Source organism: Chitinophaga pinensis DSM 2588 (genome assembly GCF_000024005.1).
Classification (GTDB): domain Bacteria; phylum Bacteroidota; class Bacteroidia; order Chitinophagales; family Chitinophagaceae; genus Chitinophaga; species Chitinophaga pinensis.
This window is the reverse complement of sequence record NC_013132.1, coordinates 80,984-94,675: the sequence shown is the minus strand read 5'-3', so window position 1 is coordinate 94,675 and position 13,692 is coordinate 80,984. Positions and strand designations below refer to the sequence as shown.

Below are 13,692 nucleotides of genomic sequence, written 5' to 3'. Positions count from 1 at the left end.
TCTATAGGTCGTTCTTCTCTATGTTAATTCTTAATTCTTAATTCTTAATTCTTAATTTTTTTACTGCTTCACCACTCTTAATGTTTCATTGTTCCCATTCCGCTCTACCCTGATGAAGTAGACCGCTTTGACTAATCTGCTACAGTCAACATTGATCTGGTTGTGGCCAGCAGGATAGCGCTGGTTGCTCACATTGTTGATTAATGCGCCGTTTGCATCAAATATCTTCACTGCTACTCTTGTTTCTTTACTGTTATAGAAGCTGATCGTAGCGTTATTCACTACAGGATTCGGATAAATCTTTGCTGCTTCGCTGATAGTAGCTGTTTCTGCTGCTTCGTATTTATAAGATAAATTGTTCAGCAGTGCGCTGCCACAGGTGCCTGCAGCCGGATTATTCCCTGTTACTTCCAGCCAGTCGATATTGGCAAATTCTGTTGAAGAAGTAGTCTCTATACGTACCGTATTTGTACCGGCAGCCAGCGTTGCTGTAACTGCGGCTGTCGTTGTCCAGGATGTCCATGCGCTTGTTTTGGGGAATGATACATTGGATACAGCGGTGTTGCCATTTACCAATAGTCTTGCAGTTGTAGAGACGTTTGCACCACCATTGGCATATCTCCATACAAAGGAATAAGTACCGGCAGCTGGCACTGTAATAGTGTAATTCACACCTTTGGCTGCGGAGTTAGACAGGTTGATATAGTAACCGCCATCAGCGCCGCTATAACTGTTCTGGCGACTACCATCAGCGCCACAATAGCCGCTGGTAGTGGTAGCTGCGTCATCGATGCGCAAGGTGTTACCACCGCCGTTATTGGCAGTAAAGTTCGCTGTAACAACCTGGTTACTGTTCATGGTCACTGTGGTGGTGGCGGAGGTACCACTGGCAGCACCACTCCATCCGGAGAAGGTATAACCACTGGCAGCAGCAGCTGTAAGCGTCACTACCGTACCTGCTGTGTAGGAGGAGGCATTCGGACTGGCTGTAACAGTACCGCCGGCAGACGGAGACGCCGTGATGCTCAGCGAATAGGTACCTGGATTGGTAGTGCTACCTGATTCACGGGCGCCTATATCCGGTGCAGAACCGCTGTAAGTAATGCCGCTGGTAATAACACCGGCATTGATCATATCGCTGCCGGAAGCCAGGGCCAGGAAGTTGCCCAGATTCGGACTACCATCCGTGTTTTTGCCTACGGATGGAGAGGTAGCAATAAAGTCGGCGCTGCTCACTACAAGACCACCACTGTTAGTGCTGACATTGTTTTTCCACCATACATTACTGCTCCCTACTTCCGTACCATTACTCTTGTCACTGGAGCCTGCATTGAAAGACAGGTTATTACGGAAAGTGGCCGTACTGCCTTCTCTGAAGTTGAAATTAGATTCCGCATTATTGTAGCTGGTATTATTAGTCACTTCGATATTACCGGGGTTATTGTTATCGGTAAATCCGTGGTGGCCATTGTTAAATGCTACGCTACGGCGTATGATATGATTCACGGCAATACCGGATCCACCGAGTTTAAAGCCGTTTTTATCACCATTACCGGAAGTGCTGCCTGTGCTGAGCGTACCATTGCTATAGGCTACGCAGTTGTCAATGGTCACCGGACCGATAGGACCTGTATCATCTTTTGCATAGAGATCCCATCCGTCATCAATGTTATGATGGGAGATACAGCCTCTGAAAACATTACCGGTACCGCATGTTAATTTAGCGGCGAAACCATCCGCATCTTCATTATCAGGATCCTGGTTGTCAAATGCTTCACAGTTTAAAATGAGGTTGTTGGATGGCCATGAACCAATCGTTGTGTTACTCGTTACATAGCGGCTGAGTTGTAATCCGCTGTCATGGTTTTTACTGAAGATACATTTCTCAATGATGTTGTTATTGCCTGCGAGTAACATACCGTTGTCACCTGCGCCCGTGATGGTTATACCGGTGAAATGCCAGTAATCACCATCCAGTACTAATCCACGGTTGGCATCAGCGATTGCCTGTGCGGAGAAGTTCAATACGGGGACTTCTGTGCTATAGGCAACAACATTTTTGTTGGCCGAAGCGGTACCGTTGTTGGTGGCAGGAATAATGACAGATGCGGATAAACTATAAGTGCCTCCTCTCAGATAAATGGTACCGCCAGCGGGAATAGTCGCCAGTGCATTGGCGAGTGTAGTCGGTGCATTGATGCTGGTACCGGGGTTGGAGGCGGAGCCGCCGGGAGCAACATACAAAGGGGTTTGTGCATAGGTCATACCTTCTCCAAGAAGGCACGCGAGTGCCAGTAGTAGTTGTGTTCTCATAACGGGACGGGGGTTTTTATTTCATCCTGAAATTACAGGATTTGATAGCTGAGCGCTCAGAAGTGCGGGTAAATATTTACGCAAACGTTCCCACTCTAAAATGGACAAAAAAGCGGTATTCTTAATAAATAAAGTGATACTTTAGTCTTATAATTCGTAATTCATGTGAGATGCAAAGATCCCTTTATGCCTTAGGTCTCCTTTTTTTATCAGCATGCCATTCCACTGCAGAGTCCCCCAAAGAGAATGTTAGTGCAACGACAGTAAGTAATATGGCAGAACCGCCTATTGATACGGGTATAATGACGCTGGATGCTCCTCCTGAAGAGTTACAGCTGATACCGGATACTGTGCATATTTTAGGTGATTTTGACGGCGATTTCAGACAGGATACCGGGTATGGTGTTTTTTACGCAAAGAGAGGTAGTGAGGGAAATGGAGAAGAAGTTGAATCGGATATGGAATATCAGTATATCGTACGTTTTTCAGCTGCCGATATCAAGGCGATGCCGGTGATTACGGGCAGACACATCCGTCTGGTAAATGAAGGAGATCTGAATGGGGATGGTAAAGATGAAATATCTGTTTTTGAGCAGTCAATGCGTGCGTGTACGTATACTGTCAGTACCTGGTCGTATAGCGACAGCAGGTGGCTGCGTATTTCCGATTATTGGTATATCCCCACCGCCTGTGAGTACATCAGCGATGAGGATCTGGAAAAAAGGATTGTGCTGGAAGATGGTACTGTTTACTATTATGAAACAGACGTCAACGACAGCGATTTTCCACTTGTAAGAAAAGAGTTGCGATTACTACGGAACTAACGGTTCCTGCCTTTTTCATTTGGATATAATTCCCTTACCGGATCGCTTTGCCAGAACTTTTTTGTTGCGATATCCATCGCTGTCAGTTTACCGTAGAATGCTGCACCGGTATCCACATTCCATACGTTACATCCCTGCATTGGCACATCTACATCATAGTTGATAGTAGGTGTATGGCCAATATAGATTTCATGATACAACAGCAGGCGTTTTGGAAAGAGTTTTGAATCTTTTTTGATCCGCTTGTCCATGGTACAAGCCATTTCCCACAAGGTTCTGTCCCACCTGGTACTTGCTTCGTAACGTTCCATTGCCGGACCGTGCATAGAGGTGAAACCTGCATGTATAAACAGCCTGTTTTCCGTGTCAATGACGTAGTCCTTCATCCTGTTGTAGAAAGCGATGTGTACATCTTTTTGCTCGGGAGAAAGGCCTGCATAGCTTTCAACAGTAGCCTGACCACCATTGAAGATCCAGGTTGGATCAGGAAGGGAACCCATTAACCAGGATTCACACCAGGCGTCATGGTTCCCTTTGATGAAAATGCATTTATATCGTTTTTCGAGTTGCATGAGGTAGTCGATCACCTGCGCGGATTGTGACCAGCCATCTACATAATCGCCCAGAAAAATAAGCGTATCAGCAGCTTTCGGCTTGATTTTGCCGATCACCTGTTCCAGTGCTTTCAGTGCGCCATGAATATCCCCAATTACAAACGTCCGGGCCATTTACCTGTAAATTTTGGCCTGCAAGTTAGTAATCAGTACGTCAATTGCATCCCTTTTTGCCAAAACATTTAGCCAGTCCGCCGGAATTGTGGCCCATCCGTAGGTCAATCCTGCCAGTCCGCCGGTAACAGCACCTGTTGTGTCTGTATCTTCTCCCAGGTTGACAGCAGTCAGGACGGCGTCCGCATAAGAGCTGGTATGTAAAAGACACCAGACAGCTGCTTCCAGCGAGTGTACGACATAGCCGCCACCCCGGATATCAGTGTCGGCACAATCCCGTAGATGGCCGAACAGTACGCGGTCATAGTAATATATCTCGTCGTTTTTGAGGAACGGCGGAATGGTGTCACAGATCGTCTGATATGCCTGTTCAGGTGTTTGTCCCTGTAAGATGGCCCGTGCCATTTCAAGGTAAATAAAACACCCGTTAATGGAGCGTTGATGCCTGTGTGTCAGTGAGGATACTTCCTGTGTGTGTCGGTACCGCTCTTCTATCGACATGTCTTTGATATAAAATACCAAAGGAAGAATACGCATGAGAGATCCGTTACCGTTACTTTGTTCGTGGATACCACCTGCCATTACAGGAGAGACACCCCGGCCCAGGTTAAGGATGGCGTCGCGGGTAGCAAAACCAATGTCAAATACTTCGCCATGTGGTGTCCAATAGCCATGCTGCATCCAATTCACGAAACGGTTGGCCAGGTTTTGCAGGTCGTAATCGCCGCAGAGCATTTCTGCGAGACAGAAGGTCAGCGAGCTATCATCTGACCAGGTACCTGCCGGTTGACCGTGCGTACCATAGCTCCGCATATTGGTGACCGGGTTTTCTAATAGGGAGCGCCGTGACCGGAATTCTACCGGTACACCTAAGGCATCACCGGTAGCGACACCTAGGAGGGCGTCTTTGATATAATCTTTGTAACTCATGGCGGTTAAATTTCAATGTAAGCAGGAGGTACATGGTCCGTCAGCCATACGCCATTGTCTGACAGGTAAAACAGGAAGCCATCTCTGTGCATCTGCCCTGTTCTGATGGTCAGGATGTAGGGCGCACCTCTGCGGCTGCCCACATTGACAGCGGTTTCTCTGTCTTTGCTGAGGTGGAGGTGTTGACGGCTCATTTTCTGCAGGCCTTCTTTTTTGATACTGTCCAGGAATCTGGCTACGGTACCGTGATACAGGTATTCAGGCGGCGTTACCGGGTCAAGGCCCAGGGAAACGTCTACAGAGTGGCCCTGGCTGGCGCGTATTTTAGTACCGTCTTCACTGAAGGCGAAACGTTTTTTATCATTGGTTTCGACTACTTCCTGGAGCTGTGCTAATGTGATCGGGTGTTTGTGTTGACTCATCCGGGTTAACAGTTCCTCTACATCTGTCCATCCATTTTCATCCAGTGTGATCCCGATGGTCTCGGGTTGATGTCTGAGCACCAGACTCATAAACTTACTGATGCTTTTTGTTTGTTTTTCGTTCATCTCATTGTTGTTTTAACTGGTCTCTGACCTCCATCAGGGCGTAGCCCAGGAGGTTCTGACCTTTCCATAGTAAAGGGTTGGCCGCGTGTTCGTGATTTGCGCCCATGCCGATACCCCATATTCTATCGAGGGGACTGGCTTCTACGATGATGCTATCGCCTGTGCTGAGCAGGAATTCCTTCATTTTAGGGTATTGAGAAAATTTCAGGAGGTTCCCTTGTACAACGAGGGAGAATTTTTCAACATCCCATAAGGCGGTATCAAAGTTTGCCACTTTTCTGCCTAGTTTTTTGGCAGTAGCAGGGTCTGAGGTCTGTAATATTTCCTGTTCCATAGCGGGGTCTTTAAACAGGCGTGCTTTGCCAGCCATCATCCAGTGTTCAGCGGTCGCATAGGTATGTGTACCATCTGTAAAAGCGGAGGGCCACCATTGACTGAAGCAGCTTTTTGTCACGTTGCCGGGTTCACCTTTATGTCCCCAGAAGAAGGTGAAGTTTAATTTTTCTTTCGTCTTGTACTTGCGGATTAACCAATCATTATTGTATTTCATCGGTATCATACATTTATCTGGAAGCTGTTCTTTTTCAGCTTCTTATTGAATTTATACAGATCGGGATGTCTGTTTTGTGCACCTTCCCGTTTATTCCCGGTGTTAATAATGTATTCAGAGTCCATGATCTTCCTTCTGAAATTGCGGCGGTCGATCGTGGTATCCAGGATACATTCATATAGTTCATGCAGCTCGGGCATGGTGAACAATTCGTCCAGCAGTTCGAAGCCTACCGGGAAATAGGTAATCTTAGAACGGAGCCGTTGCAGGGCGATTTCAAAGATGGCATGGTGATCGAAGCCCAGTTTGGGTAGTTCCTTGATATTAAACCAGGCTACGTCATTGGCCATATTGCCGGCTGAAATGGCTACACGCGCGGGGTTAACCAGAGCATAGTAGGCGACGGCAATGGCGCGTCCACGGGGATCACGTTCCGGTTCGTCAAAGGAGTACAGCTGTTCCATATAGACATCATCCATACCTAGCTTGGTTTTCAGTACCCTTGAACAGGTATCACGGAAGCGTTCTTCCATTTGCAGGAAGGCTCCGGGCAGTACCCAGCAGTCTTTAAACGGTTCTTCTTTCCTGTTAAGCAGCAGGACGGCAAGCTGTTGTTTGCTATAACCGAATACGACCAGGTCCACTGCGAGGGAGGGGTTCTGATAACTGTGAAAGGACTTCATGTCAAACTTTGTGTTATTCTGACGCAAAGGTAAGGAATATTATAATATCAATTTCACAACTGCTGTCGGGATGCAGCAGGTTATTATATCTTCGTTGCACCAATGAAGGAAAGACGGCCTTTTATCATCCATGAAAATTTCGGTATCCTGTTTTATTCTTGTTAACCCTGTCACCCACAAAATGTAAACCCATGAGACTTAAAAAAGTTAGATGCTCATTTTTAGTACTGGCTGTAATTCTTGGCGCCGGTTCGGCATTAGCGACCACTGTAAAAACAAATACTCTTCGCGAGGTAACTCAATATTACTGGAATGGCAGCGGTTATGCTGTTGCTGGTGTAGAGGGATATGACTATGTATGCGAATGGTCTCAATTCGGTACCTGTACATATGTTTTTGACAGTGCTACTGGTACGTACAAAAGAAGTAAGTACGGTAAGATCTCGTTCCTGAGATAAAACATATTCTTCCGCTTGCTAGCCCCATCACCTGCAAAATCAAACCTATAATGAAAAAATTAAGATTCTCATTAATGGCGGTAGCCGTTATTCTTGCTGCTGGCACTGCTGTAGCGACTAACATGCAGACAAAAGCTGCGAAAGCTGAAACCAAGTATTTCAGATCCAGCAACGGCCAGTTCTATGAAGCTGGTATCAGAGACTATGATTACATCTGCGAATGGGCACACTTCACTATTTGTACATATACGTTTGACAGCGTAAGCGGTACTTATAAAGAGAGTGAGTCCGGTCGTATCCTTTTCCTGCGATAGGAAGAGAACGATTGAAAGAAATTGAATAACGGATGAGCTGCAACCCACAGTTCATCCGTTGATTTTCTGTTGTTTGCGTATTTATACGTAGTAAAACAGGTGTTTTTGCACTTGATGGGAAGCGTTAATTAATGGAATTTTGAATCATCAATTTCATTATTAACCACAAACCCCAAAAAAATGCGTAAACATCTATTGTTCGCAGGCGTAGCTGCGTTGGCTACCCTGTCGCTATTCTCCTGCAAAAAAGAACAGCAAACTAATCCACAGTCATCTGATAATTCCACGACTGATGCCGGTGGCAGGACGGCAGGTACAGATGAACTGGACGCTATCCTCAAAGACCTTTCTCCGGAAACCTACCTGTTAGCCTGGGATGGTTTACCAGCAAACAATTACATCACCAAAGCAACTTACGGCAGTTTATCTGACGAGACACAGTATTTCGGACCTGGTGGTCGTCCGCCATTCCCTGAACTGGCCAAGATCGGTTATGAAAGAATTCCGTTCAGAAAGATCTGGATCAAGACCTGTCCTACTATGATCCCTTACGAGGACATCGCTAAACGCGTAGGTGCGCTGGCGCAGAAGGTGGATCCTAAACAGCTCTTTGATCTGGGGATATATGAAGTAGGTAAAGGACAACAGTTGCTGGCTACCAAAACTTTCCTGACAGCTGGATCCCGTTTGTTGCCTGACGTGGTAGATCAAAAAGTGATCGGTACCTCTTCCCTTTCCAAATTCCGTTTATCCATTCCCGCAGGTGCTTATCCTTATTTTACCCGTGGTTTCTACGGTACGGCAGATATTACGCAATTCCCTGCCGGCGCCCGTGTAACTGTTTACAATGGTCTGAAATGGGAGGATATCCTGAGAAAGAGATTTCCGAATCTGATCGGTTGCTTCGATCCTCAGATCTTAAAAGATATCCGTAGCAGGTTTGCAAGACTGGATCCAAGGTTTGATAAACTGGCTATTGAGGAAGTAGCTGGCGGTGCGGTGATTGGATTCTAAATCAATTAAGAATTAAGAATTAAAAATTAAGAATTGTATTTGGTAATGCTCTTTCTCTCAATGAAAAACCGGATGTGAGTTTATATCTGATTGTTGTGATAGAGGCGGTCAACCAATTCTTAATTTTTAATTCTTAATTCTCTTAATTTCTTTTTTATGCTTACAATAAAACAACGCGTCTGGCTTTGCATTGCGTGCTTTCATCTTATGGTGGTGGCTTTACATGCTGCACATCTGGAAGAGTGGACGAGTGATAAGCCCTGGTTGCTGAAACAGATCACTACTTACGGAGACTTTACCGGTAGCGGGAATATTTTCAGCTTCTTTGCACCGCATGTAGGGAACGAGATCGCGGTAGTGTATACCCTTGGTGATGGAAGTCACCAGGAAGTGACAAGACTGGAAGGTCCTAATACAGAGTGTAACCGCCGTATTCAGACCATTTACAATTTTTTTAGTATAGAAGAGGCGCAGTCCCTGCTGGCAAAGAGTTGTGCAGCCTATATGTTACGGCAGCATCCAAGTAGTAACGTCGTGCGTGTAACCGTCATTGATAAACGTGTGCCGGCCATGGCGGCATACCGTGCTGGGAGTGAACCTAAATGGGAGCCCTTCCTGGTAAAAGACTTCAGAGTAACCCGATAAAACCTTCCGTTATGATAAAACGTTTCTTTCTCGCTCCTTCTACCGGTGAGCCACTGGCTTTTTTCAGGATTGCGATTGCGCTGTTAGGGCTTATACAGGGCGGCTGGCTGATAGGCAGTATCGCCATGTTATATGGCCCTGATGGACTGATCCCCTGGTCCGTCAGCAGTGGGATTGTTGACCCCTATATGCCCCAATTATCCTGGTTAAAACCCCTTGCTCAGCTAACAGGTACCGCTGCCACGACATTGGTGTATGTGCTGATGGGTACTTATCTGTGTAGTCTGGGTGCTTTACTGATCGGAAAGTTTACCCGGTATGCGGCGTTTATCGCCTGGGCGATCCAGTTTACTTTTATTAATACCGGTTTTATGGGCGCGTATGGTGTGGAAACGTTCATGCATATTGCCCTGTTTTACTGCATCATTATGCCAGTGGGAGAAGTCTTTGCATGGGACAAGCTTTTCCTGAGTACCAAACCGGTGGAGAGTGAATGGAATACGCTCTCATTAAGGGTATTGCAGATACACCTGTGTGTAGTGTATGTGGCTTCAGGAGCAGAAAAGGCCATGGGTATCCAGTGGTGGAATGGAGAGGCTATCTGGCAGACGCTGATGCAGGGACAATTTGCGCGGTTTGATATGCGTTGGATGGCCAATTATCCTTTGTTTGCGAAGCTGTTGTGCTGGAGTACATTATTACTGGAAACAGGTTATCCTTTCTTTATCTGGTGGCGCCGCAGCCGCCCTTATGGCTATGTAGCCATTGTATTATTACACACCAGTATTGCCATCTTTATGGGACTGCAATTGTTCTCTACCATCATGATCATTTTCAATACGGCTGCTTTTGGATGGCCTTATCTTAAACAGGCGTATTATTCGCTGATACACCCTCTGCGGGAGCGGAAAAAACTACACCGGGCAGGTATGCTGGCCACCCAGGCATTTTCGCATGAGTTTGAGATGTAGTATGTTCGGATAGCAGGAGAATTATCTATGTTAAGGAACATACTCCGGGCAGCTGTTATACTGGGTGGCTTGGGGAGCTTAGTTTTTTAGTCCGGCGATGATGTTGATTGTCATAGCGACTATAAAGGTATTCAGCAAAAAAGAGATCAGGCCATGCAGCAATCCTATACGGCGTAGTTTGCGTGCGCTGATCTCCACATCAGATACCTGGAATGTCATTCCTATTACAAAAGAGAAATAGGCGAAATCCAGGTAATCGGGATGCTGTTCTTTCGTGAATTCCAGGCCGCCGGCATGTTTCTTCGCATCATTTTCATCGTCATCATAGTAGATATGCGCATAATGAAAGGTGAACATGGTATGTACCATTGCCCATGATAGCAGTATCCCGGCTACGGCTACCACCACATACAATATTTTTCCCGCGTCCTGGGCTTCATCAGACAACATCAGCAATAATACCATCAGCATACTGGCAAAACACGCCAATAAGATGACAATGAATACAAAGATGCGGCTGCCATCTTCGGTACGCGCATATTTCCGTATTTCCTCTACAGAACGGCTGAAAATGACCACCCAGCAGGTGATATTGTAGACAAGGGCAAATACGTCCCATAGGAGTACGCCCCGTATGAGTGGCGTCAGGGAGACTGCCTGTGTGAGCAGAAATACGGCTCCGGCGAGGCCGGCACTGATAAGGACGCGATGGATGGGATGTAATTTGACAAAAACGTTATTTCTCATGGGGGGAGCGGAATTGTCTTTAAAGGTAGCTTATTCACAATTAGTGCGCCAGTACACCGCAGCATTGTCAGCTTTAGCCTATCTTTGCCGCATGAAGTTTGAGCAGTACCGTATTTCCGAGGAAATTAAGAGAAGTTTAGAAGAATTAGGCTTTAAACGTCCTACGGATATTCAATTTAAGGCGATCCCCTCCATACTGAAGGGTGACGATGTATTGGCCATTGCACAGACAGGAACGGGTAAAACAGCTGCTTTTGCTATTCCTGTGTTGCATAAGCTGCAACAATACCATCCCCGGAAGACCAAGGGAGAGGTTCGCTGTGTGGTAATGGTACCTACCAGGGAACTGGCTGTTCAGATCTCAGAAGTGTTTGAAAGGCTTGCAAAATATACCAAACTCAATATACTGGGCTTACATGGTGGTGTGGACCAGGCGCCGCAGCTGAAAAAGCTGGCGCAGGGGGTAGACGTGCTGATTGCAACGCCGGGTCGTATGTTTGACCTGATCAGTCAGGGCTTTATTGACCTGAGTCAGACCGGCATCCTGATCCTGGATGAAGCGGATCATATGCTGGACCTTGGGTTTATCAGGGATATCCGGGATGTATTGAAGCATCTGCCAAGGAGACACCAAACACTCTTCTTCTCAGCGACGATCGACGAGGATATTAAAGACCTGGCTTATTCTGTGGTAAATAACCCGATCAGGATCCAGATCTCTCCGCAGGACCCGGTGTCTAAGAATGTACAGCACGCGGTGGCCTATGTGGGTATGGATGACAAACGTTTTTTCCTGGAAAGACTGGTGAAGGAATTCCCGGAGAATAAGATCCTGGTATTCGTACGTACGAAGGTGCGTGCGGAACGTGTGGCTGCTGCTATGGAGCGTGTGGGTATTAAATCCCTGACGATGCATGGCGGGAAAGAGCAGGATAACCGTTTGCAGGTGATGGACGAGTTTAAGAAGGGCGATATCAAACTGTTGATTACCACCGATGTGAATGCACGAGGTATAGATATCCCGGATGTGGAGTATGTGGTGAATTATGACCTGCCGGATGTGCCGGAGAACTATGTACACCGTGTAGGACGTACAGGCAGAGGCGTAAAGAAGGGGCAGGCTGTTTCTTTCTGTAGCGACGAGGAAAAGCCGGTATTAGATGCTATCCAGCAATACCTTGGTAAGGAGATTACGGTGATGAAGATCGATAAGAATGATTACCGGGAGACGATCAGTTTCTCAGAAGATATCCCGAATGATAACTGGCAGCTGTTGCTGGACGAGCACAACAAACAGCAGGAGTTGCTGAAGAAGAAGAAAAAGAAAAAGAAGTAAACCGCGAACAGTGCGGTTTACTGTTCCTTTCTCAGCTGGAAGGTTTTCCTGACAAGGGAGTGTGCCAGATCTTCCATCTTTTTATAAGTTTCCGGAGAAATGTGGTAGTAATGTGACTGGAATAAGTTTCCTTCGAATGCTTCTTTCTTTTGAATGGAGAAGCAGAGGGAAATGACCCGGAACACATCCTGCATGTTCCTGTTTTCCACAATTCCCGCTTCTTTTAATATCCTGAATAAGGCTGCCAGCTCCGGTAGTGTCAGGGAAGTTTGCAATTTGAAATTTTCAGGCAGGCTTTTGAATTTCTTCACGCTGCCGGAAGAACTGCGTTTCAGTTTGATCTGCAGGTGTCTTGTTTCTACCTGTAGCCATTCTTTCAGCAGGGAGATGATGGAGGGCGCGTCGTGACTATAGGCTAGTCCGGTTTTTACAGGCAACTGGCAGAGTGTTTTATGGATAAAGGACAGCAGGTCCAGTTGCGTGTGTGCGTCGGGTAATTCCATTAACTGCTGGCTGATATAGGAGGTACAATAATGATAATAGTCGGTGCTGTTGTAGTTGAGTGTGAACAGCAATTGCTGTAGTGAGCCGTGATCGAGCGTATTATCTTCCTGTGCCCAATATTTCAGGAGGGCTTGTTGTAGTTCGCGGAGAAAATCGAGCTGATAGTGGTTCATCCTGTTGGGCGTTTCCGGATCAAAGGCGTCGTACAGGCTGAGGATCATCTGCTGTAATTCCCGGCAACTTTCATCCGTTTCACTAAACCAGTTCCGGATGACGGAAAGACCGGGAGCGATGCGTTGCCGCATCAGTTCCCGGTACACGTTGGGCGTGATTGCCATTTTGTTATAGTACTTGGCATAGGTAAACATAAGGTAGAGAATGAGGTCTTCCAGCTGGTGACAGAGGTCATTGCAGAGGTAGCGCCACTCGTCGTATTCTACGGGGGCTGCGGTTTCTACTTCGAGCCAGTTGAAGGGGACGTCATTACAAAGCGCAGTGATCTTTTCCTGGCAGATGCTTACATATTTTCTGATGGTGGGTTCGCTGACACCTGCGGCGAGGCATTCTTCAAAAGCGAGGGTAATATCTTCTATAGCGGCAAGGGATTGTCTGTGCATAAAACTGGCAATTTCATAGGCGTCCGGATCGTCGGTTTGTGGCGGGTGCTGCAAGCTGTCCAGCAGCTGTTGCAGCGGTAACAATGGCGTTCGCATAATATCAATTAGGAATTAACAATTAAGAATTAAGAATTAGGAATCATGTTTACGGATCAGGAGATTAGAATGGAGGGTATAAATGAATAGAGAAGGAATTTATTATACCAATTCTTAATTCCTAATTGTTAATTCCTAATTTATTTTTGTGCAGGAAAAGTGGCCCGGGTATGTGAGCCAGGCCAATTGTCCTACAGCCGGGTCAACGATCAGCGTAATCGCGATGCTGAACGAAACAAGTGGTATGAAGCGCCGGATAAAACCTTTAAGTGGTTACAAGGGGAATTTATTTCTGTTAACCTCGCATTAACTTATTTACGTTATGAAAGGCTTATCATTGCATCCTGATTGAATTTTTTTAGTCTGTATACATGTAGCCGGGCACTCCTGTCCGGCTAATTTCATGTTATACGA

15 protein-coding genes are annotated in these 13,692 nt (G+C 46.4%); 7 read left to right on the top strand and 8 right to left on the bottom strand.

The annotated features are described in order from the left end of the window. Positions 1-60: 60 nt before the first annotated feature. Positions 61-2,313 carry a right-handed parallel beta-helix repeat-containing protein gene (locus tag CPIN_RS00370; RefSeq protein WP_012787761.1) on the bottom strand — a complete coding sequence of 751 codons (2,253 nt, stop codon included), beginning with the start codon at positions 2,311-2,313 and terminating at the stop codon, positions 61-63. Between the two features lie 272 nt (positions 2,314-2,585). On the opposite strand from CPIN_RS00370, the gene CPIN_RS00365 reads away from it, so the two are divergent. Next, complete coding sequence (locus CPIN_RS00365) at positions 2,586-3,137, top strand: hypothetical protein (RefSeq protein WP_044217521.1); 552 nt, start codon at positions 2,586-2,588, stop codon at positions 3,135-3,137. On the opposite strand, the gene CPIN_RS00360 is transcribed toward CPIN_RS00365, so the two are convergent. Genes CPIN_RS00360 through CPIN_RS00340 form a run of 5 tightly spaced genes read right to left on the bottom strand, consistent with a single transcriptional unit; the run spans position 3,134 to position 6,576 of the window. Continuing rightward, positions 3,134-3,865, bottom strand: coding sequence for a metallophosphoesterase (locus CPIN_RS00360; protein WP_012787759.1), 732 nt, complete (start codon positions 3,863-3,865; stop codon positions 3,134-3,136). The genes CPIN_RS00365 and CPIN_RS00360 overlap by 4 nt on opposite strands. After that, on the bottom strand, positions 3,866-4,795 hold the full coding sequence (locus tag CPIN_RS00355; protein WP_012787758.1) for an ADP-ribosylglycohydrolase family protein: 930 nt from the start codon (positions 4,793-4,795) through the stop codon (positions 3,866-3,868). Between the two features lie 5 nt (positions 4,796-4,800). Next, on the bottom strand, positions 4,801-5,343 hold the full coding sequence (locus CPIN_RS00350) for an RNA 2'-phosphotransferase (protein WP_012787757.1): 543 nt from the start codon (positions 5,341-5,343) through the stop codon (positions 4,801-4,803). A 1-nt stretch (position 5,344) separates the two neighbouring features. Beyond that, positions 5,345-5,893 carry a riboflavin biosynthesis intermediates N-glycosidase gene (locus CPIN_RS00345; RefSeq protein WP_012787756.1) on the bottom strand — a complete coding sequence of 183 codons (549 nt, stop codon included), beginning with the start codon at positions 5,891-5,893 and terminating at the stop codon, positions 5,345-5,347. Positions 5,894-5,898: 5 nt separating this feature from the next. Continuing rightward, a complete protein-coding gene (locus tag CPIN_RS00340; protein WP_012787755.1) occupies positions 5,899-6,576 on the bottom strand; it encodes an NUDIX hydrolase in 678 nt (225 codons plus the stop codon). 191 nt (positions 6,577-6,767) lie between these two features. On the opposite strand from CPIN_RS00340, the gene CPIN_RS37810 reads away from it, so the two are divergent. The 5 genes from CPIN_RS37810 to CPIN_RS00320 all read left to right on the top strand — a co-directional run bounded on the left by CPIN_RS37810 (position 6,768) and on the right by CPIN_RS00320 (position 9,978). Continuing rightward, positions 6,768-7,034: a hypothetical protein gene (locus CPIN_RS37810; protein ID WP_012787754.1), complete on the top strand. Its 267-nt coding sequence runs from the start codon at positions 6,768-6,770 to the stop codon at positions 7,032-7,034. 50 nt (positions 7,035-7,084) lie between these two features. Continuing rightward, positions 7,085-7,348 carry a DUF6520 family protein gene (locus CPIN_RS00335; RefSeq protein WP_143087760.1) on the top strand — a complete coding sequence of 88 codons (264 nt, stop codon included), beginning with the start codon at positions 7,085-7,087 and terminating at the stop codon, positions 7,346-7,348. A 180-nt stretch (positions 7,349-7,528) separates the two neighbouring features. Next, entirely contained in the window at positions 7,529-8,362 is an 834-nt protein-coding gene (locus tag CPIN_RS00330) for a hypothetical protein (RefSeq protein WP_012787752.1), read from the top strand. A 156-nt stretch (positions 8,363-8,518) separates the two neighbouring features. Beyond that, the gene (locus tag CPIN_RS00325) at positions 8,519-9,007 is read left to right on the top strand and encodes a hypothetical protein (protein ID WP_012787751.1); all 489 of its coding nucleotides are present in this window, start codon (positions 8,519-8,521) and stop codon (positions 9,005-9,007) included. An 11-nt stretch (positions 9,008-9,018) separates the two neighbouring features. After that, entirely contained in the window at positions 9,019-9,978 is a 960-nt protein-coding gene (locus tag CPIN_RS00320) for an HTTM domain-containing protein (RefSeq protein ID WP_012787750.1), read from the top strand. Positions 9,979-10,056: 78 nt separating this feature from the next. On the opposite strand, the gene CPIN_RS00315 is transcribed toward CPIN_RS00320, so the two are convergent. Then, positions 10,057-10,725, bottom strand: a complete 669-nt coding sequence (locus CPIN_RS00315) for a DUF1345 domain-containing protein (RefSeq protein ID WP_012787749.1) — start codon at positions 10,723-10,725, stop codon at positions 10,057-10,059. Positions 10,726-10,816: 91 nt separating this feature from the next. Between CPIN_RS00315 and CPIN_RS00310 the strand changes: the two genes are divergently transcribed. Further along, complete coding sequence (locus tag CPIN_RS00310) at positions 10,817-12,061, top strand: DEAD/DEAH box helicase (protein ID WP_012787748.1); 1,245 nt, start codon at positions 10,817-10,819, stop codon at positions 12,059-12,061. 17 nt (positions 12,062-12,078) lie between these two features. Here CPIN_RS00310 and CPIN_RS00305 read toward each other — a convergent pair whose 3' ends face one another. After that, the gene (locus CPIN_RS00305; protein ID WP_012787747.1) at positions 12,079-13,278 is read right to left on the bottom strand and encodes a hypothetical protein; all 1,200 of its coding nucleotides are present in this window, start codon (positions 13,276-13,278) and stop codon (positions 12,079-12,081) included. Positions 13,279-13,692 lie beyond the last annotated feature (414 nt).

What these genes read in the sequence shown, in the direction of transcription:
- CPIN_RS00370 (WP_012787761.1), bottom strand. Translation starts at nt 2,313, where the DNA reads ATGAGAACACAACTACTACTGGCACTCGCGTGCCTTCTTGGAGAAGGT.
- CPIN_RS00330 (WP_012787752.1), top strand. Translation starts at nt 7,529, where the DNA reads ATGCGTAAACATCTATTGTTCGCAGGCGTAGCTGCGTTGGCTACCCTG.
- CPIN_RS00345 (WP_012787756.1), bottom strand. Translation starts at nt 5,893, where the DNA reads ATGAAATACAATAATGATTGGTTAATCCGCAAGTACAAGACGAAAGAA.
- CPIN_RS00305 (WP_012787747.1), bottom strand. Translation starts at nt 13,278, where the DNA reads ATGCGAACGCCATTGTTACCGCTGCAACAGCTGCTGGACAGCTTGCAG.
- CPIN_RS00315 (WP_012787749.1), bottom strand. Translation starts at nt 10,725, where the DNA reads ATGAGAAATAACGTTTTTGTCAAATTACATCCCATCCATCGCGTCCTT.
- CPIN_RS37810 (WP_012787754.1), top strand. Translation starts at nt 6,768, where the DNA reads ATGAGACTTAAAAAAGTTAGATGCTCATTTTTAGTACTGGCTGTAATT.
- CPIN_RS00365 (WP_044217521.1), top strand. Translation starts at nt 2,586, where the DNA reads ATGGCAGAACCGCCTATTGATACGGGTATAATGACGCTGGATGCTCCT.
- CPIN_RS00360 (WP_012787759.1), bottom strand. Translation starts at nt 3,865, where the DNA reads ATGGCCCGGACGTTTGTAATTGGGGATATTCATGGCGCACTGAAAGCA.
- CPIN_RS00310 (WP_012787748.1), top strand. Translation starts at nt 10,817, where the DNA reads ATGAAGTTTGAGCAGTACCGTATTTCCGAGGAAATTAAGAGAAGTTTA.
- CPIN_RS00340 (WP_012787755.1), bottom strand. Translation starts at nt 6,576, where the DNA reads ATGAAGTCCTTTCACAGTTATCAGAACCCCTCCCTCGCAGTGGACCTG.
- CPIN_RS00350 (WP_012787757.1), bottom strand. Translation starts at nt 5,343, where the DNA reads ATGAACGAAAAACAAACAAAAAGCATCAGTAAGTTTATGAGTCTGGTG.
- CPIN_RS00335 (WP_143087760.1), top strand. Translation starts at nt 7,085, where the DNA reads ATGAAAAAATTAAGATTCTCATTAATGGCGGTAGCCGTTATTCTTGCT.
- CPIN_RS00355 (WP_012787758.1), bottom strand. Translation starts at nt 4,795, where the DNA reads ATGAGTTACAAAGATTATATCAAAGACGCCCTCCTAGGTGTCGCTACC.
- CPIN_RS00320 (WP_012787750.1), top strand. Translation starts at nt 9,019, where the DNA reads ATGATAAAACGTTTCTTTCTCGCTCCTTCTACCGGTGAGCCACTGGCT.
- CPIN_RS00325 (WP_012787751.1), top strand. Translation starts at nt 8,519, where the DNA reads ATGCTTACAATAAAACAACGCGTCTGGCTTTGCATTGCGTGCTTTCAT.